This window comes from Microbulbifer pacificus (assembly GCF_033723955.1).
GTDB classification, from domain to species: Bacteria; Pseudomonadota; Gammaproteobacteria; order Pseudomonadales; family Cellvibrionaceae; genus Microbulbifer; species Microbulbifer pacificus.
This window is the reverse complement of sequence record NZ_CP137555.1, coordinates 1,083,075-1,106,118: the sequence shown is the minus strand read 5'-3', so window position 1 is coordinate 1,106,118 and position 23,044 is coordinate 1,083,075. Positions and strand designations below refer to the sequence as shown.

The 23,044-nt window shown below is 60.8% G+C and carries 23 protein-coding genes; 10 read left to right on the top strand and 13 right to left on the bottom strand.

From position 1 onward, the window contains the following. Nucleotides 1–29 precede the first annotated feature (29 nt). The 5 genes from R5R33_RS05005 to R5R33_RS04985 all read left to right on the top strand — a co-directional run bounded on the left by R5R33_RS05005 (nucleotide 30) and on the right by R5R33_RS04985 (nucleotide 5,636). Entirely contained in the window at nucleotides 30–686 is a 657-nt protein-coding gene (locus R5R33_RS05005) for a phosphoribosyltransferase (protein WP_318954947.1), read from the top strand. After that, nucleotides 683–1,345 (top strand): dienelactone hydrolase family protein, encoded by a 663-nt coding sequence (locus tag R5R33_RS05000; protein ID WP_318954946.1) that lies wholly within the window; start codon nucleotides 683–685, stop codon nucleotides 1,343–1,345. Before R5R33_RS05005 ends, R5R33_RS05000 begins: the two co-directional genes overlap by 4 nt. Before the next feature lie 3 nt (nucleotides 1,346–1,348). Next, nucleotides 1,349–2,314: a ribose-phosphate diphosphokinase gene (locus R5R33_RS04995; protein WP_318954945.1), complete on the top strand. Its 966-nt coding sequence runs from the start codon at nucleotides 1,349–1,351 to the stop codon at nucleotides 2,312–2,314. A gap of 1 nt (nucleotide 2,315) precedes the next feature. Then, nucleotides 2,316–4,130, top strand: coding sequence for an adenosylcobalamin-dependent ribonucleoside-diphosphate reductase (locus R5R33_RS04990; protein ID WP_318954944.1), 1,815 nt, complete (start codon nucleotides 2,316–2,318; stop codon nucleotides 4,128–4,130). Nucleotides 4,131–4,247: 117 nt separating this feature from the next. After that, nucleotides 4,248–5,636: a glutamine synthetase family protein gene (locus tag R5R33_RS04985; RefSeq protein WP_318954943.1), complete on the top strand. Its 1,389-nt coding sequence runs from the start codon at nucleotides 4,248–4,250 to the stop codon at nucleotides 5,634–5,636. A gap of 85 nt (nucleotides 5,637–5,721) precedes the next feature. On the opposite strand, the gene R5R33_RS04980 is transcribed toward R5R33_RS04985, so the two are convergent. Beyond that, nucleotides 5,722–6,990 (bottom strand): 6-phosphofructokinase, encoded by a 1,269-nt coding sequence (locus R5R33_RS04980; protein WP_318954942.1) that lies wholly within the window; start codon nucleotides 6,988–6,990, stop codon nucleotides 5,722–5,724. 360 nt (nucleotides 6,991–7,350) lie between these two features. Here R5R33_RS04980 and mpl point away from each other — a divergent pair, with 360 nt between their 5' ends. The 5 genes from mpl to R5R33_RS04955 all read left to right on the top strand — a co-directional run bounded on the left by mpl (nucleotide 7,351) and on the right by R5R33_RS04955 (nucleotide 13,214). Then, nucleotides 7,351–8,745 carry a UDP-N-acetylmuramate:L-alanyl-gamma-D-glutamyl-meso-diaminopimelate ligase gene (mpl, locus tag R5R33_RS04975; RefSeq protein WP_318954941.1) on the top strand — a complete coding sequence of 465 codons (1,395 nt, stop codon included), beginning with the start codon at nucleotides 7,351–7,353 and terminating at the stop codon, nucleotides 8,743–8,745. Between the two features lie 35 nt (nucleotides 8,746–8,780). After that, on the top strand, nucleotides 8,781–9,401 hold the full coding sequence (locus tag R5R33_RS04970) for a flavin prenyltransferase UbiX (protein ID WP_318954940.1): 621 nt from the start codon (nucleotides 8,781–8,783) through the stop codon (nucleotides 9,399–9,401). A gap of 11 nt (nucleotides 9,402–9,412) precedes the next feature. Next, nucleotides 9,413–9,685, top strand: coding sequence for a SelT/SelW/SelH family protein (locus R5R33_RS04965; protein WP_318954939.1), 273 nt, complete (start codon nucleotides 9,413–9,415; stop codon nucleotides 9,683–9,685). A 67-nt stretch (nucleotides 9,686–9,752) separates the two neighbouring features. Beyond that, nucleotides 9,753–12,407 (top strand): efflux RND transporter permease subunit, encoded by a 2,655-nt coding sequence (locus tag R5R33_RS04960; protein ID WP_318954938.1) that lies wholly within the window; start codon nucleotides 9,753–9,755, stop codon nucleotides 12,405–12,407. A 159-nt stretch (nucleotides 12,408–12,566) separates the two neighbouring features. Further along, nucleotides 12,567–13,214 carry a lipase family alpha/beta hydrolase gene (locus R5R33_RS04955; RefSeq protein ID WP_404810385.1) on the top strand — a complete coding sequence of 216 codons (648 nt, stop codon included), beginning with the start codon at nucleotides 12,567–12,569 and terminating at the stop codon, nucleotides 13,212–13,214. Here R5R33_RS04955 and yjgA read toward each other — a convergent pair. The 12 genes from yjgA to R5R33_RS04895 form a co-directional block, all read right to left on the bottom strand. Next, nucleotides 13,181–13,702, bottom strand: coding sequence for a ribosome biogenesis factor YjgA (yjgA, locus tag R5R33_RS04950; RefSeq protein WP_318954936.1), 522 nt, complete (start codon nucleotides 13,700–13,702; stop codon nucleotides 13,181–13,183). The two genes, R5R33_RS04955 and yjgA, sit on opposite strands and share 34 nt — an antisense overlap. 36 nt (nucleotides 13,703–13,738) lie before the next feature. Beyond that, a complete protein-coding gene (gene mgtE / locus R5R33_RS04945; protein ID WP_318954935.1) occupies nucleotides 13,739–15,106 on the bottom strand; it encodes a magnesium transporter in 1,368 nt (455 codons plus the stop codon). A 73-nt stretch (nucleotides 15,107–15,179) separates the two neighbouring features. Next, a complete protein-coding gene (locus tag R5R33_RS04940) occupies nucleotides 15,180–15,449 on the bottom strand; it encodes an HPr family phosphocarrier protein (RefSeq protein ID WP_318954934.1) in 270 nt (89 codons plus the stop codon). Nucleotides 15,450–15,517: 68 nt separating this feature from the next. After that, nucleotides 15,518–16,378, bottom strand: a complete 861-nt coding sequence (gene rapZ, locus R5R33_RS04935) for an RNase adapter RapZ (RefSeq protein ID WP_318954933.1) — start codon at nucleotides 16,376–16,378, stop codon at nucleotides 15,518–15,520. A gap of 123 nt (nucleotides 16,379–16,501) precedes the next feature. Then, a complete protein-coding gene (ptsN, locus tag R5R33_RS04930; RefSeq protein ID WP_318954932.1) occupies nucleotides 16,502–16,963 on the bottom strand; it encodes a PTS IIA-like nitrogen regulatory protein PtsN in 462 nt (153 codons plus the stop codon). Nucleotides 16,964–17,014: 51 nt separating this feature from the next. Next, the gene (gene hpf, locus R5R33_RS04925; protein WP_078085758.1) at nucleotides 17,015–17,305 is read right to left on the bottom strand and encodes a ribosome hibernation-promoting factor, HPF/YfiA family; all 291 of its coding nucleotides are present in this window, start codon (nucleotides 17,303–17,305) and stop codon (nucleotides 17,015–17,017) included. A 180-nt stretch (nucleotides 17,306–17,485) separates the two neighbouring features. Then, nucleotides 17,486–18,970, bottom strand: coding sequence for an RNA polymerase factor sigma-54 (locus tag R5R33_RS04920; protein ID WP_318954931.1), 1,485 nt, complete (start codon nucleotides 18,968–18,970; stop codon nucleotides 17,486–17,488). A gap of 243 nt (nucleotides 18,971–19,213) precedes the next feature. Further along, a complete protein-coding gene (lptB, locus tag R5R33_RS04915) occupies nucleotides 19,214–19,939 on the bottom strand; it encodes an LPS export ABC transporter ATP-binding protein (RefSeq protein ID WP_318954930.1) in 726 nt (241 codons plus the stop codon). 71 nt (nucleotides 19,940–20,010) lie between these two features. After that, nucleotides 20,011–20,574: a lipopolysaccharide transport periplasmic protein LptA gene (gene lptA / locus R5R33_RS04910; RefSeq protein WP_318954929.1), complete on the bottom strand. Its 564-nt coding sequence runs from the start codon at nucleotides 20,572–20,574 to the stop codon at nucleotides 20,011–20,013. Then, the gene (lptC, locus tag R5R33_RS04905) at nucleotides 20,561–21,124 is read right to left on the bottom strand and encodes an LPS export ABC transporter periplasmic protein LptC (RefSeq protein ID WP_318954928.1); all 564 of its coding nucleotides are present in this window, start codon (nucleotides 21,122–21,124) and stop codon (nucleotides 20,561–20,563) included. Before lptC ends, lptA begins: the two co-directional genes overlap by 14 nt. Before the next feature lie 57 nt (nucleotides 21,125–21,181). Then, the gene (locus R5R33_RS04900; protein ID WP_404810384.1) at nucleotides 21,182–21,760 is read right to left on the bottom strand and encodes a KdsC family phosphatase; all 579 of its coding nucleotides are present in this window, start codon (nucleotides 21,758–21,760) and stop codon (nucleotides 21,182–21,184) included. Nucleotides 21,761–21,791: 31 nt separating this feature from the next. After that, nucleotides 21,792–22,763, bottom strand: coding sequence for a KpsF/GutQ family sugar-phosphate isomerase (locus R5R33_RS04895; protein WP_318954927.1), 972 nt, complete (start codon nucleotides 22,761–22,763; stop codon nucleotides 21,792–21,794). Nucleotides 22,764–23,044: the final 281 nt, after the last annotated feature.

The following is a 23,044-nucleotide window of genomic DNA, read 5'->3' as shown; positions in this document are numbered from 1 at the left end:
TTCGCCAATTTCTACCGGGCAGGATTGTTATGGAGCCGTTTCAAAACCGCGTGGTGGCGGGACGTCAGCTGGCTGAGCTGCTCAGCGACTACCGCGGCCGCGACGATGTCATCGTGCTGGCGCTGCCCCGGGGTGGTGTGCCGGTGGCGCTCGAGGTGGCGCGCCGACTGCACGCACCGATGGACCTGATGCTGGTGCGGAAACTGGGGGTGCCCGGTCATGAAGAGCTGGCCATGGGGGCGATTGCCAGTGGCGCGCGGGTGCTGAATGAGGACGTCATCCTCAATTGTGGTATCAGCGAGTATGACCTGGAGCGGGAGACCCGCGCCGAGGAGGCGGAGCTGGAGCGCCGCGCCCGGCGCTACCGCGGTGACCGGCCCTGGCCGCAGCTCGCAAACCGCTGCGTCATTCTGGTGGACGACGGTATTGCCACCGGTGCCACCATGGCGGTGGCCGCGCGCGCCGTGCGCGAGCAGCGACCGTCGGAACTGGTGATCGCGGTACCGGTGGCGCCGCCCGCGACCATCGAGCGCTTTGCCCCCCTGGCGGATCGCTTTGTCTGCCCGCTCAAGCCGATGTCGTTCTGGGCTATCGGCGCCTGGTACCGGGACTTCACCCAGCTCAGCGATGAGCAGGTCATCGCGATGATGCGGGAAGCGGACGACCTGCGGGGTGAACAGCCATGAATGAAGCGGTTACCCGTCGCGAGGTGCAGATTGAAACCGGTGCCGGGCCACTTGAGGGCTTTCTGGCGCTGCCGGCGGGCGGCCAGTCGCTGGTGCTGTTCGCGCACGGCAGTGGCAGCAGTCGTTTCAGTCCGCGCAACACCATGGTCGCAGGGGAATTAAATGCGGCTGGTATCGGTACACTGCTGTTCGATCTATTGACTGCAGATGAACACCGTATCGACGAGTTCACCCGGGAATACCGCTTCGATATCGACCTGTTGGCGCGGCGCCTGGTGGATGCGCTGGACTGGGTGAAGGCGCAGCCGGATACCCAGCGCCTGCACCTGGGGCTGTTTGGCTCCAGCACCGGGGCGGCCGCGGCACTGATGGCGGCGGCCGCGCGGCCAGAGTGCGTAGACGCGGTGGTGTCGCGGGGCGGGCGCCCGGACCTGGCGGGTGACGCACTGCCGCGGGTCGAGGCGGCCACGCTGATGATTGTCGGCGGCGAGGATTACCAGGTAATCGAGCTCAACCGCGCGGCGGCGGCGAATATGCGCTGTGGTCCCGAACTGCGGATCGTGCCGGGGGCCACCCACCTGTTCGAGGAGCCGGGTACCCTGGAATCGGTGGTTGCGCTCGCCATCGACTGGTTTCAGCAAACCCTGCGGGATGACTGACCCATGCGCCCGCTGAAACTGTTCAGCCTCGATACCGGTGCGGATTTCGCGCGGCGCGTCGCCACCGCTCTTGGTGTACCGCTGGCCGCGCACGAGGAGCGGGATTTCGTCGATGGCGAGCACAAGCTGCGTCCGCTGGACGACGTGGAGGGTGCCGATGTCTATCTGGTGCAGTCCCTCTTCACCGATCCCGCCAGCAGCGTCGATGACAAACTGGTGCGGCTGCTGTTTTTGGTCGGTGCCCTTAAGGATGCCGGCGCCGCCCGCGTGACCGCGGTGATTCCCTACCTGTGTTATGCGCGCAAGGACCGGCGCACCAAGCTGCACGACCCGCTCTCCAGTCGCTATCTGGCATCCCTGTTCGAGTCACTGGGCACCGACTGTGTGGTGACCCTGGATGTGCACAACCTGGCGGCGTTTGAGAACGCCTTTCGCATCCGCACCCTGCACCTGCCGGCGCAACCGCTGTTTGTGGACTTTGTTGTCGAGCGGCTGCAGGGGGATGGCAATCCGCTGGTGGTGGCGTCGCCGGATGTTGGCGGCGTCAAGCGCGCAGAGGCCTTTCGCCAGGCCCTTGGCGAACGCCTGGGTTGTGCAGTGGGGCGGGCGTTTGTGGAGAAATACCGCAGCGCAGGCGAGTTGTCCGGCGGTGTGCTGGTGGGCGATGTGCGTGGCGCCAGCGTAGTGATTGTGGACGACCTGATTGCCGGTGGCGGCACCATAACGCGGGCTACGCAAGCGGTGCAGCGGGGCGGCGCTGCGCGGATATTCGCGCTGGCGAGCCACGGGCAGTTCTGCGGCAATGCCCTGGTCGATCTGGCACAACTGCCACTGGAGGCACTGGCGGTCACCAATTCGCTGCCGCAACCGGCGGGTGCGCGGCTGCAGGTGGTGGATTGTGCGCCGCTGCTGGCGGAGGCGATCCGCCGGCTGCACAGCGGCGGTCCGGCCACGCAGTTGAGCGTGTAACGTGGAGTACTTCGACGCTGAGATTTCCCGCTTTATCTGGGACACCAAGTATCGCTACCGCAACGGCGATCAGGTGTGCGATTCCACCCTGGAAGATACCTGGCGTCGTCTGGCGCGGGCGCTGACGAAAGTCGATCGACAGCGCGGGCACTGGGCACTGCGCTTTTTCCGCAATCTGGAGGACTTCCGCTTTTTACCCGGCGGGCGCATTCTCGCCGGTGCCGGTACCGAGCATCGGGTAACCCTGTTCAACTGTTTTGTGATGGGCACCATTGAGGATTCCATGGAGGCGATCTTCGAGCGCCTCAAGGAGTCGGCACTGACCATGCAGCAGGGTGGGGGCATCGGCTGTGATTTTTCCACCCTGCGCCCGGCCGGCAGTCGCGCCCACCACACCGGCACCATTGCCTCGGGGCCGGTCTCGTTCATGCGCATCTGGGATGCCACCTGCGCGACGCTGCTGTCCACCGGCAGCCGGCGCGGTGCGATGATGGCCACGCTGCGCTGCGACCACCCGGATATCGAACGCTTTGTGGAAGCCAAACGCGATCCGCGCGAGTTGCGTCATTTCAACCTGTCGGTGCTGGTCAGCGATGAATTCATGGCAGCGGTGGATGGCGATCGCGAATGGACGCTGGTGTTTCCCGAGCAGATGCTGGAGGGAGAGGGGCAGGAGCAAATATCGCGCATCTGGAGCGGTGGCAGCAAGCCTTTGCCGTGCCGGGTACTGAAGCGTATTCGCGCGCGCGATCTGTGGCAGAAAATCATGCGCGCCACATACGATTGTGCGGAGCCGGGTGTGCTGTTCATCGACCGTATCAATACCCGCAACAATCTCTACTATCGCGAGCAGATCTGCGCGACCAATCCCTGTGGCGAGATTCCACTGCCACCCTACGGCGCCTGCAATCTGGGTTCGGTAAACCTGATGCGTTTTGTGCAGGCTCCGTTTTCGGCACGTGCAGATCTGGACTGGTCGGGGATTGATGAGTGCGCAGCGGTGGGGGTGCGGATGCTGGACAATGTCATCGACCTGTCCCATTACCCGTTGCCATCGCAGAAAAAACAGGCGCACGGCAGTCGCCGTATCGGTATTGGCATCACCGGTTTGGCGGATGCGTTGATTGCACTGGGGCTGCACTACGACAGCGAAGAGGGCCGTGCACTCGCCGTGCGGGTAATGGAAACCGTGCGCGACAGTGCCTGGCGCGCGTCGATTGCGCTGGCGGTGGAAAAGGGGCCATTTCCATTTTTTGAGCGCGACAAGTACCTCGCCGGTGCCGATGCGTGTGCGCTGCCGGAAAAACTGCGCAAGGGTATTGCCGACAAGGGCCTTCGCAACAGCCACCTGATCGCGATTGCGCCCACTGGCACCATCAGTCTATTGGCGAACGGGGTTTCCAGTGGTATCGAACCTGTATTCGATTTCCATCACCGGCGCCGGGTGCTCACCGGGCAGGGCAGCTACCGCGAGTTCGACATCGATGACCCGGTGTGGAAACTCTGGTGCGAACGCGGTGGTGACCCCGAACGCTTACCGGGGGAATTCGTTTCCGCGCGCCAGCTTTCACCACTGGCACACCTGCGCATGCAGGCGGCGCTGCAGCCCTATGTCGACAACGCCATCTCCAAAACCGTGAATGTACCGGTGGATTACCCGTTCGCAGAGTTTGAATCCCTCTATCGCCAAGCCTTCACACTGGGACTCAAGGGCTGTACTACTTTTCGTCCCAATTCTGTTACCGAGTCGATCCTCAGCAGTGCCGACGAACCACCGGCAAGCCACTGTTGCGATATCGAGCGGGAAGGCGAGTAGAGATGAGGCGAATGCAAACTTTGTGAATTAACAACACCGGTTTGTTTTGTGGGCTGGCAGCGAGCAGAGCGATTTCCGTTACAATGCGGGATCAATCACCCACATCGCGGAGTCTTCATGAGTCAGTCCTGCAATCATTCCTGGTTTGACGCGCTGCCGGCCGCCTTTCACGCCTACCTGAACGGCCGCCGACTGGACGAAGTGGAATGTATTGTTCCCGACCTGAACGGCATGTCCCGCGGCAAGGCCATGCCGCTCAGCAAGTTTTCCCCCGATAGTCCGGTATTCCTGCCCATCTCCATTTTTTACCAGACCATTACCGGTCAGGACGTGGAAATGGATATCGAAAACCAGTGGGCCGAGAGTGATATGGCGCTGGTGCCGGATATGTCCACGGCGATGGCGGTGCCGTGGGCGAAGCAGCCGGCGCTGCAGATTATTCACGACCTGCAGGATCTCAACGGCAATCCCATCGCCTGTGCGCCGCGCAATGTGCTGAAGCGCGTGATCGCCATGTATGCGGAAAAAGGCTGGCAGCCGATAGTGGCACCGGAGCTGGAATTCTATCTGACCAAGCCGAATATCGACCCCAACGAGCCGATCGAGCCGCCGGTGGGACGCAGTGGCCGCTCCGGTACCTCGCTGCAGTCCTATTCGATGACCGCCATCGACGAATACGGCCCGGTGATCGACACCATTTACGAATACGCCGAGGCGGCGGGCCTGCATATCGACTCGGTGATCCAGGAAGATGGCGCTGGGCAGGTGGAATTCAACCTGACCCACGGAGATCCATTGTGGCTCGCGGACCAGGTATTTTATTTCAAGCGCATCATCAAAGAGGCGGCGCTCAAAAACAATATGTTCGCCACCTTTATGGCAAAACCCATGCGCGACCAGCCCGGCAGCGCCATGCATGTGCACCAGAGTGTGGTGGATATGCAAAGCGGCAAAAATATTTTTTCCGATGACGACGGCAATGCCACCGACCTGTTCCGCTACTTTATCGGCGGTACCCAAAAACATTTGCGCGAAGTGATGCCGTTCATCGCACCGAATGTGAATTCCTACCGGCGTTTTGAATCCGAGGCGAATTCCAGTGCGCCGACCAATACCGGCTGGGGTTACGACAACCGCGCTACCGGCCTGCGGGTACCCAATTCCGGCGCCCAGGACCGCCGCCTGGAAAACCGCGTGATCGGTGTGGATGCCAACCCTTACCTGGCCATTGCCGCGAGCCTGATCTGTGGATATCTAGGCATGGTGAACCGCATCGAGCCGGATGCACCGGCGGAATCGGAACTGGACGAAGAGCAGGAAGCGCGCTCCTACATTCCCCTTACGTTCGATGAGGCGCTGCGTATCTTTGACGACGCGGAAGAAATTCATCGGGCGCTGGGGGAGGGCTTCTGCCAGCTTTATGCGGCGGTGAAAAGCGAGGAGATGCGGCTGTTCCACCGCGAGATTTCACCCTGGGAACGGCAGCATCTGCTATTGAATGTTTAATTAGCGGTTAGCCGATTGGTAAACCAATAAAAAAGCCCCCGTCTTGTACAAGACGGGGGCTTTTTCTTGGGGAGACGTTTCGGCGTTAAACGTCGAAACCTTCCGCCAGTTTCTTCGCTACCAGCACTTTCTTCAGGCGCGCGTACTGCGGGATACCGTTTTTGTAGGGCGGATAGTCTTCACCCAGGATCAGCGGTTCGAGATAGGCGCGGCCAGCCGGGCTAATGCCGAAACCGTCTTCGGAAATGTATTCCTCGGGCATGAACTTCTCGACGTTGGCCACTTCAGACAGCGGTGCCTCGCCGATGCTCCAGCTGTAGTCGGCGGTGCAGGTGCCATTGCGCTCGATGGTGGGCATGATCGCATTCTTGCCGGCAACCGCGGCTTCCACCGCGGCCTTGCCCACAGCGTAGGCCTGTTCCACGTCGGTGGCGGAGGCGATGTGGCGGGCGGCGCGTTGCAGGTAGTCGGCCAGCGCCCAGTGGTACTTGAGGCCCAGTTCGTCCTTCACCATCTTGGCCAGGGTCGGGGCCACGCCGCCCAGTTGCTTGTGGCCGAAGGCATCCACACTGCCGGCGTCGGCGAGGAAGGTGCCGTCTTCGTACTGTGCGCCTTCGGAGGCGACGATCACGCAGTAGCCCTTTTCAGCGACGGTCTGCTGTACCTTGGCCAGGAACTTTTCTTTGTCGAATGCCACTTCCGGCAGCAGGATGATGTGCGGCGCATCGCCTTCCTGCTCCTGGGCCAGGGCGCCAGCGGCGGCAATCCAGCCTGCGTGGCGGCCCATCACTTCGAGGATGAACACCTTGGTGGAGGTGGCGCACATGGAGGCCACGTCCAGCGCCGCTTCCTTGGTGGAGACCGCGACATACTTGGCCACGGAGCCGAACCCCGGGCAGTTGTCGGTAAACGGCAGGTCGTTATCCACGGTCTTGGGAATGTGGATGGCCTGGATGGGGTAACCCATCTTTTCCGACAGCTGGGAGATCTTGAGGCAGGTGTCTGCAGAGTCACCGCCACCGTTATAGAAGAAGTAGCCGATATCGTGGGCCTTGAACACTTCGATCAGGCGCTCGTATTCGGCGCGGTTCTGCTCGAGGCTTTTCAGTTTGTAGCGGCAGGAGCCAAATGCGCCGGAGGGGGTGTAGCGCAGCGCAGCGATGGCGTCGTCGCTCTCCTGGCCCACGTCGATCAGCTCCTCTCTCAGGGCGCCGACAATGCCATTCAGGCCGGCGTAGATATTACCGATCTTGTCGCCGTGTTGGCGGGCGGTCTCGATAACCCCGCAGGCGGAGGCGTTGATAACGGCGGTTACTCCGCCGGATTGCGCGTAAAAGGCATTCTTCTTCGACATGACTATCCTATGGCTGCAGTTTCTCGTCTTAAGGTCACGCTAGTGCGTGCTGTAGGCGGGCAGCTTCTGGCGGCAGCCTCGCGCGGCGCGAAGTCTAATGTATTCAAATGGCAATTGCATGGAGTTGCGGAACTTCGACACTTACTGCCGCAAATTGCCGTGATAAGCTAGCGCGTCGTCAAATTTCTCCATGCTGCCGGCAGTTCCTGTCACTGCCAAAGACGTAAGCAAAAAGCGCGCCGGGGTGCGCGTTGTACCGGCAAAACCCGGTGCGTTAGGGAATGATTGCGTGAATTGGCAGTCTCAGCAGGCGTCCCCTTCAACATTGGATCGGCACCGAATTAGAGTGAACAAACTGGCATGCATATTCATATTCTAGGCATCTGTGGCACTTTTATGGGCAGCCTGGCCCAGCTCGCTGTGGCCGAGGGTCACAAGGTCACCGGCTCCGATGCCAACGTCTACCCGCCGATGAGCACTCAGCTGGAACGCGCCGGTATCGCCCTGACCGAGGGTTACGACCCCGCGCAGCTGGAACCGGCGCCGGATCTGGTGATCATCGGCAATGCCTTGTCGCGGGGAAACCCCGCGGTGGAGGCGGTGCTGGAGAAGGGTCTGCCCTATACCTCCGGTGCCCAGTGGCTGTGCGATCACTTCCTCGGCGGGCGCTGGGTACTGGCGGTGTCTGGAACCCACGGCAAGACCACTACCGCGAGCATGCTGGCCTGGGTGCTGGATTACGCGGGTATGGACCCCGGCTTCCTGATTGGCGGTGTACCGCGCAATTTCGAGGTATCCGCGCGCCTCGGTGGCACACCGTTCTTTGTGGTGGAGGCGGATGAATACGACACGGCCTTCTTTGACAAGCGCTCAAAATTTGTCCACTATCGCCCGCGCACGCTGATCATCAACAATCTGGAATTTGACCACGCGGACATCTTCGATGACCTGGCGGCAATCCAGAAACAGTTCCATCACCTGGTGCGTACGGTGCCCGCCGGCGGCCTGGTGGTAGCGGCGCAGGAAGATGCGGTGACCCAGGTGCTGGACAAGGGCTGCTGGAGCCAGGTGCAGCGTTTCGATATTGAGCACGGCGACGGTGTGCGCCAGGGGGACTGGTGCGCGGTGAATATTGCCGCCGATGGCAGTCGTTTTGATGTGCTGCTGGAGGGCAAACCGGTGGCCACGGTGCAGTGGCAGCAGACCGGCCTGCACAGCGTGAAAAATGGTCTCGCGGTCATGGCGGCCGCGCGCCACGTGGGCGTGGAGCCCGCTACTGTGGCGGAAGCGCTCGCCACGTTTGAGGGGGTCAAGCGCCGGATGGAGTGCCTGGGCGATATCCAGGGCATCCGCATCTATGACGACTTCGCCCACCACCCCACCGCCATTGAGACCACTCTGAACGGTTTGCGCGCCAAGGTGGGGACGGATCGGGTGATTGCCCTGATTGAACCCCGTTCAAACACCATGCGCATGGGCCACCACCGCGAGCAGCTGGCGCGTGCCTGTGCCGGGGCGGACCTGGTGCTGTGGTACCAGCCGGAGGGGATGAACTGGTCTCTGGATGAGGTGGTTCACCATTCCACTGTGCCGGCGAAGGTTCTCCACAGCATTGACGCTGCGGTAGAATCGGTTCTTGAACTATCCGGCCCCGGTAGTCACGTTATCGTGATGAGCAACGGTGGTTTCGGCGGTGTACACCAGCGGTTGCTGAGTGCTCTCGAGCACAAATACGCGCCGCAGAAAAAACAGTAGATAGCCCCGCTTTTGGGGGCGCAACGGATACCCCATTGGCCGAGCCGACTTTCCCCAAAACCGTCACCCTTGCCATCACCGGCGCGTCCGGCGCCCAGTACGCCCTGCGGTTGCTGCAGTGCCTGCTGGCGGCGCGGGTGCGCGTGTGGCTGTTGCTGTCCGATGCCGCGCGTATCGTGATCAACACCGAGACCGCGGTGACGCTGCCGGAAGCAGAGGAGCACACCGAGTCTTTCCTGCGCGAGCTTTACGGTGCGGAAGTCGGCCAGCTGACCCTGTTCGGCAAGCGCGACTGGTTCTCGCCGGTGGCATCCGGTACAGGAGCTTCCAGCAGCCTGGTGATATGCCCGGCGAGCGGTGGCACCCTGTCGGCCATTGCCTGCGGTGCCTCCAACAACCTGATCGAGCGGGCGGCGGATGTGGCCCTGAAAGAGCGCCGCAAACTGATTCTGGTGCCCCGCGAGGCCCCGTATTCGGAAATCCACCTGGAAAACATGCTCAAGCTCACCCGTATGGGGGCGGTGATCCTGCCGGCGAGCCCCGGGTTCTACCAGAAACCGCAATCGGTGGAAGATCTGGTGGACTTTGTGGTGGCGCGGATACTGAGCCAGCTGGATATAGAACAGAAATTACTGCCTCCCTGGGGGCAGGGCTGAGATTCGGAGTTATGCAAAACACCGTCACCATTCACTACTGCGTGCAGTGCAACTGGATGCTGCGCGCCACCTGGATGGCACAGGAGCTGCTGTATACCTTCGCGGATGACCTGGAACAGGTGGCCCTGAAGCCGGGCAGTGGCGGCGTATTCGAGATTAGCGTTGGCGACCGGGTGATCTGGGAACGCAAGCGCGATGGCGGCTTTCCCGGGCCGAAAGAACTGAAACAGAAAGTGCGGGACGTACTTTTCCCTGAACGCGATCTCGGTCACGTGGACAAGTGATCGCGGATTTTACGCAATATTCCGCACCCCTTGGTGCACCTTTTGTATTAGAAAAAGCGAACTGATTATGCTGTTGGGCTTGAAGACCTGGTACGAAAAACTGGTTCTCGGAAATCCGAAAACCGTGCTGGCGCTGGTGGCTCTGCTCACCGTCGCCGCCGCCGCGGGCCTGCCGCGGTTCAAACTGGATGCCTCTGCGGACTCCCTGACCCTGGAAGCCGACGATTCGCTGGATTTCTTCCGCGAGATTTCCGAGCGCTACAACTCCGGCGATTTTCTGGTGGTCACCTACCGCTATAAAAATGGCGACCTGTTCAGCGACGAATCCCTGGCCACCATGCGCCGTCTGCAGGACGAGCTGGCGATGGTGGACGGTGTTTCCGGCGTGCAGTCGGTGCTAAATGTACCGCTGCTGTACAGCCCGAAACAATCCATCAGCGAAGTGGCCGACGGTGTTCGCACCCTGTCCTCCCCCGGTGTGGAAAGGGACCTGGTGCGCCGCGAATTTCTCGAAAGCCCGATCTACAAAGACCTGATCCTGAGCCCCGATGGCGAGACCACCGCCATGATGCTCAACCTTGAGCTGGATAAGGAAGGATTGGATCTGGTGCGCGAGCGCGATGCCCTGCGTCGCCTGCGCAACAGCGAGGGCCTCGACGCGGCGCAGACCCAGCGTCTCGAAGCCGTAACTGCCGAATACCTGCAGCACCGCACCGCCGAGGAAACCAAGGCGCGCGAGCGCGTGAAGGAAGTGCGGGAAATCCTCTCCCATTACGACGGCAACGCCGAACTGTTCCTCGGCGGTCTCACCATGATCACCTCGGATATGATCGCGTTTATCCAGAGCGACCTGGCGGTGTTCGGTGCGGGCATTCTGGCATTTATCGTGGTGACCCTGTTGCTGATCTTCCGTCAGCCCCGCTGGGTGCTGCTGCCGCTTGTCACCTGTGTCACTACCGCGGTGATGATGCTGGGGCTGCTGTCCTGGCTCGACTGGCGCATGACCGTGATCTCCGCCAACTTCGTGGCGCTGCTGCTGATCATTACCCTGGCCATTACCATTCACCTGGCGGTGCGTTACCGGGAGTATTTTGCCGAGCACCCGGAATGGGATCGCTTCCAGCTGGCCTCGGCCACCGTGGCCTTTATGGCCAAGCCCTGTCTCTACACCGGTCTCACCACCATGGTGGCGTTCATCTCCCTGGTGGTCAGCGGCATTCGCCCGGTGATCGACTTTGGCTGGATGATGACCATCGGTGTGACCCTCGCGCTGGTACTGTCGTTCCTGATCCTGCCCGCCAGCTTGATGCTGCTGAAAAAGCGTGACGGCGGTCAGGGCGAAGACAACTCCCACGCGTTCACCCAGGTGTTTTCGCGCTTTACCGAAAACCACAAGGGCATTGTGCTGGGGGTCGCTGCGGTTGCGGCGGTGATCAGTGTGGTGGGCATCACCCGCCTGAAAGTGGAAAACCGCTTTATCGATTACTTCGACGATTCCACCGAGATCCATCAGGGCATGCTGGTCATCGACCAGCGCCTCGGCGGTACCATCAGTCTCGATGTGGTGCTGAACAAGCCCCAGCAGGCGGCGCCGGAATTTGAAGGCGAGGACGATCCCTTTGGCGCCGATTTCGGTGCTGATGAGGAGATGGATTCGTCCGCGGAAGAATTTGCGGGAGCGGAAATTGGCGATGAGATGACCTCAGGTGAGGACTATGCCGAAGAAGATCCGTTTGCTGCTGACGATCCTTTCGCAACCGGTGCATCCGCCAGCGAAGCTCCGGAAGCCTACTGGTTCACTGTGGCCGGCCTGAACCAGATTGAGAAGTTTCACGATTTCCTCGAAGCCCAGCCGGAAATCGGCAAGGTGCAGTCCCTTGCCACCCTGTACAAGGTGGCGAAGGACCTGAACGATGGTGGCCTCAACGATTTTGAACTGGCGGTAGCCCGCCAGAGCCTGCCGGAGGAAATCAATCAGGTATTGGTGCACCCCTACTGGTCGCCGAAAGATCAGCAGGCACGTATCAGCATGCGGGTGATGGAGACCGACCCGAATCTGCGCCGTGAAGAGTTGATCCAGCGTATCTACAACTTCGCGGAGAACGAACTGGGAATGGCGCCGGAGAATGTGCGCCAGACCGGGATGCTGGTGCTGTATAACAACATGCTGCAGAGTCTGTTCAAGTCGCAGATCCTGACCCTGGGTGCGGTATTTGCGGGCATTCTGCTGATGTTCTTGGTGCTGTTCCGCTCCCTGTGGCTGTCGATCATTGCGTTGATCCCGAACATGCTGGCGGCCTGTGTGGTGTTGGGCGGTATGGGGCTGGCGAATGTTCCGCTGGACATGATGACCATCACCATTGCGGCGATTACCGTGGGTATCGGTGTGGATCACGCGATTCACTATCTGTATCGCTTCCGCGAGGAGTTTGAAAAGGACGGTGATTACGTGGCGACCATGCACCGCAGTCACGCCACCATCGGCCGCGCCATGTTCTACACCGCGATCACCATCATCGCCGGCTTCTCGATTCTGGCCCTGTCCAAGTTTGTGCCGTCGATCTATTTCGGCCTGCTGACCGCGCTCGCCATGTCCGCCGCGCTGCTGGGTTCCCTGACCCTGTTGCCGCTGTTGCTGGTGCTGATCAAACCGCTGCCGAAACCGGTGGAGAAAGCCCGGGTGGAAAAGCTCGTGCCGGAAGTCGAGGCTTGTACTAGCTGATAACGCCACCGGCGCACTTGGAATCAGGTTATTGGACCTGGATTTTTCGGGCCCGCGGATTACATCCCCGGGCCCGATTTGTTTTCCGCAAGTCGCGGTGACTCTCTAAGCTTAGGGAGTAGCCGAAAGTTAAATGCCCGATGTGCGGATGATGCGAATATGCCAAAAGGCCGGGTCGCCATACTGATTCCCGGGATTTTCGACCGGGGCAAGTCGATGCTCAGAATGCAGAGAGCCCTGGGACACGCGGGGTTCAGTGCACACACGATCAAGCTGAGGGCCAATAGCGGTTGGTACGGGATGGAGCCGATGGCCCTGCAGTTGCGCGAGCTGGTGGATGAGGTTACCAGCGAGGGCGAGACCTGTGCTTTGGTGGGATTCAGTATGGGCGGTATTGTGGCGCGCTACTATTTGCAGCGACTGGGAGGCGCTGCAAATGTGCACAAATTTATTGCCCTCTCCAGCCCGCATTTCGGCAGCTTGTGGGCGCATCTGCTGCCCTATAAAGGCGGGCGGCAGCTGCGTATCGGCAGTGAGTTTCTGGACAATCTGAACCGGGACGCGGCAATGCTGGAAGACGCCGCGCCGGTTTCAATCTGGACGCCTTACGATGCCACCATCCTGCCCCAGTCCAGCTCCCGTCTGCCCTTGGGTAAGACATACCAGGTGCCTGTAAGCCTGCACCGCTGGGTGCCGCAGAACCCGGCAGTGATCGATATCGTGGTTGCAGAGCTGGCGGAGGTGTTCGCGAGCGGGGTTAGCAAAAACAGCAATCAGCTTTCCTGTACAAAAAAGTCCCGCAGATAGCGAAACAGTTTGCGCTGGTTGGTCGGTGGCTTGTTGTTGGCTCGTTCCTTACCGGCTTCGCGCAACAGGTTGCGCAGCTGCTGGTGGTCTGCGCTTGGGTGCTCGTTGAAAAACATACTCAGGGCATCGTTGCCCTGGTCCAGCAAGCGATCCCGCCAGTCTTCCGCCAAACGATCGAAACGCAGACGCTGCAGGTCCCGCTCCTTGTGGCTGTTCAACACCGCCTCGATTGCCTCCACATCCGCATCGCGCATCAGTTTGCCGATGAATTGCATCTGGCGGCGCTTGGCCTCGCGGGACTTGATGCGGTGGAAGGTGGCGATGGCTTCCTCGAGCTCTGGGTCCATCGGCACTTCGGCCAGCTTGGACGCGGTGAGCTCCGTCAGCTGCTTGCCGAGATCCTGCAACTGCTGCATTTCATTCTTCAGCTGCGTCTTGCTCTTGGGCAGATCGCCATCAAATTCTTCGAAATCGTCGGTATTGTGCATGTAATGTCTCTGAAATGAGTGGTTTGCCGGTGGCGATCAGGCGAAATACCAGGTCGCGAGGCCGAGAAAGGACATAAACCCGACCACGTCGGTTACCGTGGTCAGGGCGACGCCGCCGGCCAGGGCGGGGTCTATACGCATGGCCCGCAGGGCTACGGGCAGAATGGTACCCGCGAGGGCGGCGGTAACCAGGTTGATGGCCATGGCGGCAATGATAATCAGCGCAATGCGGAGATCCCCGAACCACAGGGCGGCGATGCCCCCCATGACTGCGGACCATAGAATCCCGTTCAGTGCGCCGGAGGCGAGTTCTCGGGACAGCAGCCAGCGCAGGTTGCTGCGACCTATCTGCCCCAGTGCCATGCCGCGGATCACCACCGTCAGTGTCTGGCTGCCGGCCACGCCGCCCATGCTGGCGACAATGGGCATCAGCACCGCCAGCGCCACCACCTTGTCGATGGTGCCCTGGAACAGGTTGATCACCCACGAGGCCAGCAGTGCGGTGAGCAGGTTGATCCCGAGCCACACCGCGCGCCGCGGTGCGGTGCGCTTGATCGGCGCGAAGGTATCTTCCTCCTCGTCGAGACCGGCGAGGCTCATCAGGGAATGGTCCGCGTCCTCGCGGATCACGTCCACCACATCGTCGATGGTAATACGACCCAGCAGCCGGTTGCTTGCGTCCACCACCGGTGCGGTAATCCAGTCGTACTTGGCGAACAGCTGCGCCACCTCGTGGTCCGGCATCTCCGCCGGGATCGGCTCCACGTCGGTGTGCATAATCTCGCGCACGGTGACCGAAGGGTCCGAGGTGAGCAGCCGGGTCAAGGGCAGCAGGCCAATAAACTTGTCCTGGCGGCTGACCACGAACAGGTTGTCGGTGGATTTTGGCAGCTTTTCGTGGCGGCGCAGGTAGCGCAGCACCACATCCAGGGTCAGGTGCGGGCGCACGGAAACGATGTCCGTGTCCATCAAACCGCCGGCGGTTTCCTCGCCGTAGGCGAGTACACTCTCCACTCGCTGGCGATCGCTTTCGCTCATCGCGGAGAGCACTTCTGCCATCAATCGGTCGGGCAGCTGCTGGAGAATGTCGGCGACGTCGTCCGCGTTCAGCCCCTCCATGATGGCCACCATTTCTTCGGTGTCCATGGTGGAGAGGATCTGGGCTTTGACGTCGTCGGTCAGCTCCTGCAGCACTTCGCCCTCGACCTCACGGTCGATCAGATTCCACAGTACCTGACGAATACGCGGCGGCGAGCTTTCCAGCAGCTGGGCAATACTCTGGGGGGAGAGGGACTGCAGCATTCGCTGCACTTCGCGCCCGGTGCCACTGTCCAGCGCAGCATACAGCTCACCGAGCTGGCTCTGGGCGCGGAAGTTGATGTCGGCGGAGACGGGATTGGGCACAGGGATACCTGGTCAGGGGCGGGCAGCGAGTGCCGGCATTATACCGGCGGTGGAACGAAATGAGATCAGGGCGTTATTCGCCCTCGCCAAAGCGATCGTTGATCAGTGCACAGATGGCTTCGTGGGCTGCATCTTCGTCGCGGCCGCAGATTTCCAGTTCCAGCTCAACCCCTTTGCCCGCCGCCAGCAGCATCAGTGCCATCACACTCTTGCCGTCTACCGCTTTGCCCTGGCAGTGCACTTTTACTTCCGAGGAGAAGCGCGCACTGGTCTGCGCGAATTTGCTGGCGGCGCGGGCGTGGAGCCCGAGTTTGTTGATGATGGTGATACGGGTTTTCTGCATATGACTGTTCTGGTGCGATTGCTCTGGTTTTGCGCTGTGGTGGCGGTCGCCCTGAGTATGGGGCTGGTTTATTTCTGCTGCTCGCGGTGGCGAATCTGGATGTTCTGGAATTCTCTCGAAAAGTATTTCGCCAGCTGCTCCACCATGTACACGGAGCGGTGGCGGCCCCCGGTGCAGCCGATGGCGACGCAAGTGTAACTGCGATTGCTCTGCTGGTAAGAGGGCAGCCAGCGCTCGAGAAACGCTGTTATATCCCGCTGCATTTCCTCGGTCTCGCTATGGGCGCGCAGGAACTCCACCACTTCCGGATCTAGCCCGGTCTTGTTGCGCAGCTCCGTCACCCAATACGGGTTTGGCAGGCAGCGCAGGTCAAACACCAGGTCTGCGTCCACTGGCACACCGTGCTTGAAGCCGAAGGACTGGAACAGGATTGCCATGCCCGGGGAGTCTTTGCCCACCACACGGGTTTTAATCTGGTCGCGCAGCTGGTGCAGGCTGAGGCTGCTGGTGTCGATCACCAGGTCGGCCATGGCCGCCAGCGGTGCGAGCAGTTCCTTTTCGTGATTGAGAGCTTCCAGCAGATGGGTGCGACTGTCGCTCAAGGGGTGCTTGCGGCGGGTTTCGCTAAAACGTTGCACCAGCACCGGCGAGCGGGCATCCAGGTAGATGACGTCGCATTCTACGCCGCTTTCGCGCAGTTCGCTGATCACCCGCGGGGCCTGGCGCACGTCGTGCCACAGGTTGCGGGCGTCGATACCGAGCGCGAGATGGGTATTTTTTTCGGGGGGGTGTTCGGTAACCCGGCGGATCAGCTCGGGCAACAGGCTGGCGGGGAGGTTGTCGATGCAGTTGAAGCCGACATCTTCGAGCAGCTCGAGGGCGGAACTTTTTCCTGAGCCAGAGCGGCCGCTGATGATCACCAGTCGCATAGAACAAGCGCTCCTTGCTGATTCGGGTTGGCCGGGCGGCAGACCTGTGGTGGGAGGCTGCCGGAGCCGGTCATCTGGCAGCCATACGGTTGTGCACCGGGCGCCGGACAAATGCGGTGGCTATTATGCCGCCGCCGCACTGTTGATGGCCAGTGCGTAGAGCTCATCACTGGTGGTGGCTTCGCGCAGTTTTTCGCGCACGCGGCTGTCGCTGAACAGGGCAGCGATTTCCGCGAGGGTATCCAGGTGTTCCTGGTCCGCGTCTTCCGGGACCAACAGGGCAAACAGCAGATCCACCGGTTGGCGGTCGATGGCATCAAAATCTACCGCTGGCGACGTGGTGCAGAGCACCCCGATGGGACGCTCGCAGCCGGGCAGGCGACAGTGGGGGATAGCGACACCTTCACCGATACCGGTTGAGCCCAGGCGCTCCCGTGCCACCAGCTGGTTGAAGACGGTATCAGAATCCAGATCGGGGTATTGTTCTGAGATCGCCTGCGCGATATTGAGTAACAGCTTTTTCTTGCTGCTCCCCGCCAGGTGGCACAGGCTCAGGCGGGGAGAGAGTAATGCTTCCAATGTCATAACTTACTGGTGATCTGACAGTGCAGGCCAGCCGTTTCCCTGGGGCAACGTCTAGCGGTGACTGCGTAATTTCTCTTTGTGTTTCAGCAGCTGCCGGTCGAGTTTGTCAGCGAGCGAGTCGATCGCCGCGTACATATCTTCCGATTCTGAATCCGCAAATACGTCCTTGCCGTTAACGTGAACCCGCGCTTCCGCTTTCTGGATCAGTTTGTCGACGGAAAGGATGACCTGGGTATTGGTGATCAGGTCGTGGTGGCGGGAGAGCTTGTCCAGCTTGGTCAGGCAGTAATCGCGAATGGCCGGGGTTACGTCTACATGGTGGCCACTGATGTTGATCTGCATGGATTTCTCCTCATCGGGTACAACACAATTTGGCTGCCCCCCGCACAGGGCGGCAACCCTACTAGGAAGTTCACCAGAATGGAAGGATACACTCGATTCCTGGGCATTGGTCGGGCAGAAATTGATCGAAAACGGCGCTTGCACAGAGGGAGTGTGACCGGCTGATCCGCTTCGGTCTATTTACACCAGTCGCTTGCGCTCGCTGGAAGAGGGAATGCCCATGGACTCGCGGTACTTGGCGACGGTGCGGCGCGCGACCTGAATGCCCTGTTTGTCCAGCTCCTGGGTGATCTTGTTGTCCGACAGCGGCTTGCGCGGTTGCTCTGCGTCCACCAGCTTGCGAATCAGCGCGCGGATGGCCGTGGAGGAGGCGTCCTCACCGGAGTCTGTGCTCACATGGCTGGAGAAAAAGTACTTGAGTTCGAATACGCCGCGGGGAGTGAGCATGTACTTTTGCGTGGTCACCCGGGAGATGGTGGATTCGTGCATGCCAATGGTCTCGGCAATATTGGCCAGTACCATCGGCTTCATCGCCTCCGGTCCCAGCTCGAAGAAACCCTGCTGTTTTTCGACGATGCAGCTCGCCACCTTGAGCAGCGTCTCGTGGCGGCTCTGCAAGCTTTTCAGAAACCAGCGGGCCTCCTGCAGGTTGTCGCGCAGATAATTGTTCTCAGTGGAGTTGTCCGCGCGGCGGATAAGCGCGGCGTAGGCATCGTTGATGCGCAGCTTGGGCGTGGTTTCCGGGTTCAGTTCCACTACCCAGCGCTGCTCGCGGCGGCTGACGATTACGTCCGGCACCACATACTGGGGCTCCTCGCCGCCAAAGGCCTCGCCGGGGTAGGGGGTGAGGGTCTGGATCAGGCGCATTACCTCGCCGAGCTGTGCCTCGCTCAGTCGGGTACGGCGACTCAGCTGGCGAAAGTCGCGTTTGCCCAGCAGGTCCAGGTGCTGGCCGACCACGGTCAAGGCCTGTGCCAGCCAGGGGGTGCTCTCCGGCAGCTGGCGCAGCTGTAGCAGCAGGCTCTCGCGCAGATCGCGGGCGCCGCAGCCCACCGGCTCAAACTGCTGGATGGTTTTCAGTACCGCCAGTATTTCTGCCACTTCGATCGCAAACGATTCCGCCAGATCCTCCAGATCGGTATCGAGAAAACCATTGGGGGCGATTGCGTCGATCAGCGCCTCGCCGATCAACTTGTCTTCTGCCGTCAGTGGAGTGAGATTCAGCTGCCACAGCAGGTGGTCCTGCAGGCTCTCCGCGGCGGCGTTGCGCTGTTCCAGCGCGTACTCTTCGCCGTCGCCACCAGAGTGACTGCTGTTGGTGTAAATATCGTCCCAGCGGGTGTCTACCGGCAGGTCTTCGGGGATGTCGCTGTTCCAGTCGCCATCGGCGGTGGACTCGCTCTCGCCCTCGCCGCCGAGGCCTTCGCGGCCGCTGTCGGCACTGTCCAGAGTCTGGCGCTCAATGGTGGCGGGGGTGTTCTGTTCCTGCAGATGTTCGCCGGCGTGCTCGTCAAAGTCCGATTCCAGCAGCGGGTTACTGTCGAGGGCAGACTGAATCTCCTGTTGCAGCTCCAGCGTCGACAATTGCAGCAGGCGGATGGCCTGTTGCAGTTGTGGCGTCATCGTCAGCGAAGTGCCGAGTTTTAACTGGAGTGACTGCTTCATAGGGGGAGTGTCGGCATAAAATTCTGGCGTTGCACCGCTGCGACACATTTGATGCTTGTGTCGGCGGCAGATTGCTCATCGCCTGCAGACTACCCCGGGGTAATTCGGAACACAAGTGGCAAGGGGCGCAGGAATAAGCAATAAGCGTGCCGAAAAAAATATCCGTCGCGATTGTCGCGGTCAGAATTGTGACAGGAATCGGTAATTGAAGGGTGAAATGCTGATGATTTCACCCATATAGGGTCAGATGGTGAACTCGTGTCCCAGATAGACGTCTTTCACCTGTTTGTTCTCGGCTACGTCTTTGGGGTCGCCGGAGGCGATGATGTGGCCCTCGCTGACGATGTACGCGGTCTCACAGATATCCAGGGTTTCACGCACATTGTGGTCGGTAATGAGCACGCCAATACCGCGGTCTCGCAGGTGGCGGATGATCTGCTTGATGTCGTTCACGGAGATGGGATCCACCCCGGCAAACGGTTCATCCAGCAATACAAACGCCGGATTGGTGGCCAGCGCGCGGGCGATCTCTACCCGACGTCGCTCGCCGCCGGACAGCGCCATGCCGAGGCTCTCGCGAATGTGGGTGATGTGGAATTCCTCGAGGAGTGATTCCAGTTGCTCCAGGCGCTGGTTGCGGTCGAGGTCTTTGCGGATCTCGAGAATAGCGAGGATGTTGTCCTCCACCGACAGGCGGCGGAACACCGATGCTTCCTGGGGCAGGTAGCCGATACCCTTGCGCGCGCGACCGTGCATGGACAGACCGGTAATATCTTCCTCGTCAATCATCACCTGACCGGCGTCGGCCTGTACCAGGCCGGCAATCATGTAAAAACAGGTGGTTTTGCCGGCGCCGTTGGGGCCGAGCAGGCCGACAACCTGGCCGCTGGAGACGCTCACGGATACATCTTGAACAACTTTGCGCTTTTTATACTGCTTGGCGAGATGTAGCGCTTTGAGCGTCGGCATAGTGAATTCCGGTAACTGCGCGGCTGTTTTGCCGCCTCTTTTGACTGTTCGGTTTGTATGGGGCGCGTAGATTACTGGCCGTCTTCCGCGGGGGTGGGCTCGGTTTTGGATTCGGGCTTCCAGATCATTTCCACCCGTTTCTTTTCCGACTGACCCTGGGCTTGCATCTGCTCGCTTTTGAGGTCGTAGTTGATGCGCTCTGCCGACAGTGTGTTGCCGTCGCGGTCCACGAACGCTTCGCCGCTGAGTTGCAGGGCGTCGCTACTCACCAGAAACTCGATGCGTTTCGCGCGGGCCTTGACCGGGTTGGTGCTCTCTTCGACCTGCTGCTGGAAGTGGGCCGGGGAGCCGGTGGCGATCACCTTGTTGATCTCCCCCTTGGTATTGCCGTGCACTTCCACTCGATCGGCGCGGATCTGCAGTGAGCCCTGACTGATGACCACGTTACCGCTGTATACGGAAAGATTCTGGCTGCGGTTGGCCTCCAGTTTATCGGCGGATACCTTCACCGGCTGTTCACGATCGTTGGGCAGGGCGTGGGCCTGGCTTGCCAGCAAAAAGGTCGCGGCCACCGCGGCGCGCAGGATGCGAGCAGTCGCCGACAGGGGCGCGCGGCGTAAATCAACGGGGTTCATAGCTGCTTTCCACATTTGACAGAATTTCTACCTTGTCCTGCTTTAGATCGGCGCGCAGGCCCTTGCCGGTGGTGCGGTTGGGGCCGTCGGTAATGGTAACAACTTTGTCGGTTTCAGCGAATTCTTCGCGGGGTTTGATGGTAATTCTCTGGGTGGACAGGCTTATGCCGGGTTGTGGCAGTTCGCGGATGGAAACCTTGCCCTGCAGCACCACTTTCTGACCGTTGTCAAAGGCGATCCCGGTGCGGGATTCGGTGCGCCATGTGGTGTCCTCACCCTGGTAGAACACCATGCGGGGTTCGGTGAGGTCTGCGCGGTCCCGGCGTGCGAACTGGAAGAAAGTGACGCGCTCGGCGTCCACTTCGTAGGCGAGGGAGCCCTCGGCGCTGTAGTGGCGCGTGCGGGCATCGCGGATGATGAGATCCGCTGCCCTGTTGTGCTCCTGCTGTGTTGGCTGCTTGCCCAGCAGTTGCTTGGGTGGGCTCTCGGTAAACCACAGTCCCAGGGAGATGAGTGCGACCACGATGACAAGTGGTAACCAGGTGCGCATGCTGTATCCGTTTCCTCGCTATCGGCGGCTATTTTGGCCGTCCGTTTAGACTTCTGTTCAGTGATGGCTGGCGAGATAGGGCGCCAGCGCGGCGTCAAAGGTCCCCTGCGCCTGCATGATGCGGTCGCAGACTTCGCGTACGGCGCCAAGGCCGCCCTCGCGCTCGGTCACGAAAAGTGCGCGCTGTTTTACCGGTGTCGCGGCGCTGGGGACTGCAATCGGGCAGCCCACCCGGGTCATCAGCTGCAGGTCAGGATAGTCGTCACCGATGTAGGCAATCTGGGCCAGGTCATAGGGCTCGTTGGCGAAAAGTTCCAGAAAGGCGCTGTACTTGTCTTCCCGGCCCTGGATCAGGCGGGTGATGCCGAGGTCGTGCGCACGTTTTTCCACCAGAGCGCTGCGGCGACCGGTAATGATGGCCACTGCCACCCCTGATTTCTGCAGCATTTTGATACCGTGCCCATCCAGGGTGTGGAAGGTTTTCAGCTCGTTGCCGTGGTTGTCAAAGTACAGCCGGCCGTCGGTGAGGACGCCGTCCACGTCGAGTATCAGGTGGCGCACCTTGCTCAGTTTTTGCTCGATACCCTGATCGAGGTCTTGGTCGCTGAGCGGTTGCACTGGGCTTTGCTGGCTCAAGAGGGGATCCTTCTATTTATAGGGCGTGGCGTCAGATGACACCGGCGCGCAGTATGTCGTGCATGTGCAGCAGGCCTACCGGATGGTGTTCCGGATCTTCTACCACCAGCGCGGTAATCTTGTTGTCTTCCATAATGCGCAGGGCTTCCGCCGCCAGAATGTGGGCGCTCACGGTTTTCGGTCGACGGCTCATCACCTTGTCCATGGTGGCGCTGTCGAGCTCGATCTTCTGGTCGATGACCCGGCGCAGGTCGCCATCGGTAAACACGCCCTGCAGTTGCCCCTTGTCGTCCACCACGGTCGTCATGCCGAAGCCCTTGCTGGTCATTTCCAGCAGCGCCTGGGAGAGCGGTGTGTCGGGGGATACCTGCGGCAGTTCCTGTCCCGCGTGCATCACGTCTTCCACCTTGAGCAGCAGTTGGCGCCCAAGCGCACCGCCGGGGTGGGAGAAGGCGAAGTCTTCTGCGGTAAATCCGCGAGCCTCCAGCAGTGCCACTGCCAGCGCATCGCCCATTACCAGGGTAACGGTGGTGGAAGAGGTAGGGGCCAGATTCAGCGGGCAGGCTTCGGTGTCGACGGCAATGTCCAGATTCACGTCGGCAGACTGCGCCAGGGGGGAATCCGCCTTGCCGGTCATACTGATCATGGGAATGCCCAGACGTTTCAGCAGCGGCAGCAGGGTCAGGACTTCGGCGGAGGTGCCGGAATTGGAAATGGCGATAACCAGGTCCTGGCGGGTGATCATGCCGAGGTCGCCGTGACTGGCTTCGCCGGGGTGCACGAAAAAGCTGGGTGTGCCGGTGCTTGCCAGGGTCGCGGCGATCTTGCGCCCGATATGCCCGGATTTACCCATGCCGGAAACGATGACGCGCCCGGGGCAGTTCAGAATCAGTTCGCAGGCACGGTGGAAGTCGTCACCGATGCGTCCTTCCAGTGCGGCTACCGCGGCGGCTTCCATGGATATGGTGCGGCGTCCGGCCTGGATGATCAGATCTTTTCCCATGACATCTCTCGTGTGGAATTTCCAAGGTGGCAGGTGGGCTATATATACCGGTGCCACTGCGTTCATTCTAGAAAACGCGGGCGGGGTGCAACCCTGCCAGATGCGACCTGTCGCGATCCGCTTTTGTTCCGCTGTGCCTCGGACTGACGTGCTAACCTTTTACTATCAGCGGAGGTTGAGGTTTGCGTCACGGAATGTCTGCGGGCCGGGCTGTGCGTCACCTGTCGCTGATGTTTCCCTCGGGCGGTTGTGGCCGGGCGGCGGAGCGAAAGTGACTCCGT

Excerpts from the sequence above, each read along its gene's own strand:
- ptsN (WP_318954932.1), bottom strand. The coding sequence starts at position 16,963 with ATGACATTGGAAGCATTACTCTCTCCCCGCCTGAGCCTGTGCCACCTG.
- lptC (WP_318954928.1), bottom strand. The coding sequence starts at position 21,124 with ATGCGCACCTGGTTACCACTTGTCATCGTGGTCGCACTCATCTCCCTG.
- R5R33_RS04940 (WP_318954934.1), bottom strand. The coding sequence starts at position 15,449 with ATGCAGAAAACCCGTATCACCATCATCAACAAACTCGGGCTCCACGCC.
- R5R33_RS05000 (WP_318954946.1), top strand. The coding sequence starts at position 683 with ATGAATGAAGCGGTTACCCGTCGCGAGGTGCAGATTGAAACCGGTGCC.
- hpf (WP_078085758.1), bottom strand. The coding sequence starts at position 17,305 with ATGCAGATCAACATCAGTGGCCACCATGTAGACGTAACCCCGGCCATT.
- R5R33_RS04980 (WP_318954942.1), bottom strand. The coding sequence starts at position 6,990 with ATGTCGAAGAAGAATGCCTTTTACGCGCAATCCGGCGGAGTAACCGCC.
- mpl (WP_318954941.1), top strand. The coding sequence starts at position 7,351 with ATGCATATTCATATTCTAGGCATCTGTGGCACTTTTATGGGCAGCCTG.
- lptB (WP_318954930.1), bottom strand. The coding sequence starts at position 19,939 with ATGCCGACGCTCAAAGCGCTACATCTCGCCAAGCAGTATAAAAAGCGC.
- yjgA (WP_318954936.1), bottom strand. The coding sequence starts at position 13,702 with ATGCACAATACCGACGATTTCGAAGAATTTGATGGCGATCTGCCCAAG.
- R5R33_RS04995 (WP_318954945.1), top strand. The coding sequence starts at position 1,349 with ATGCGCCCGCTGAAACTGTTCAGCCTCGATACCGGTGCGGATTTCGCG.
- R5R33_RS04985 (WP_318954943.1), top strand. The coding sequence starts at position 4,248 with ATGAGTCAGTCCTGCAATCATTCCTGGTTTGACGCGCTGCCGGCCGCC.
- R5R33_RS05005 (WP_318954947.1), top strand. The coding sequence starts at position 30 with ATGGAGCCGTTTCAAAACCGCGTGGTGGCGGGACGTCAGCTGGCTGAG.
- R5R33_RS04960 (WP_318954938.1), top strand. The coding sequence starts at position 9,753 with ATGCTGTTGGGCTTGAAGACCTGGTACGAAAAACTGGTTCTCGGAAAT.
- R5R33_RS04965 (WP_318954939.1), top strand. The coding sequence starts at position 9,413 with ATGCAAAACACCGTCACCATTCACTACTGCGTGCAGTGCAACTGGATG.
- R5R33_RS04920 (WP_318954931.1), bottom strand. The coding sequence starts at position 18,970 with ATGAAGCAGTCACTCCAGTTAAAACTCGGCACTTCGCTGACGATGACG.
- lptA (WP_318954929.1), bottom strand. The coding sequence starts at position 20,574 with ATGAACCCCGTTGATTTACGCCGCGCGCCCCTGTCGGCGACTGCTCGC.
- R5R33_RS04955 (WP_404810385.1), top strand. The coding sequence starts at position 12,567 with ATGCCAAAAGGCCGGGTCGCCATACTGATTCCCGGGATTTTCGACCGG.
- R5R33_RS04895 (WP_318954927.1), bottom strand. The coding sequence starts at position 22,763 with ATGGGAAAAGATCTGATCATCCAGGCCGGACGCCGCACCATATCCATG.
- rapZ (WP_318954933.1), bottom strand. The coding sequence starts at position 16,378 with ATGCGACTGGTGATCATCAGCGGCCGCTCTGGCTCAGGAAAAAGTTCC.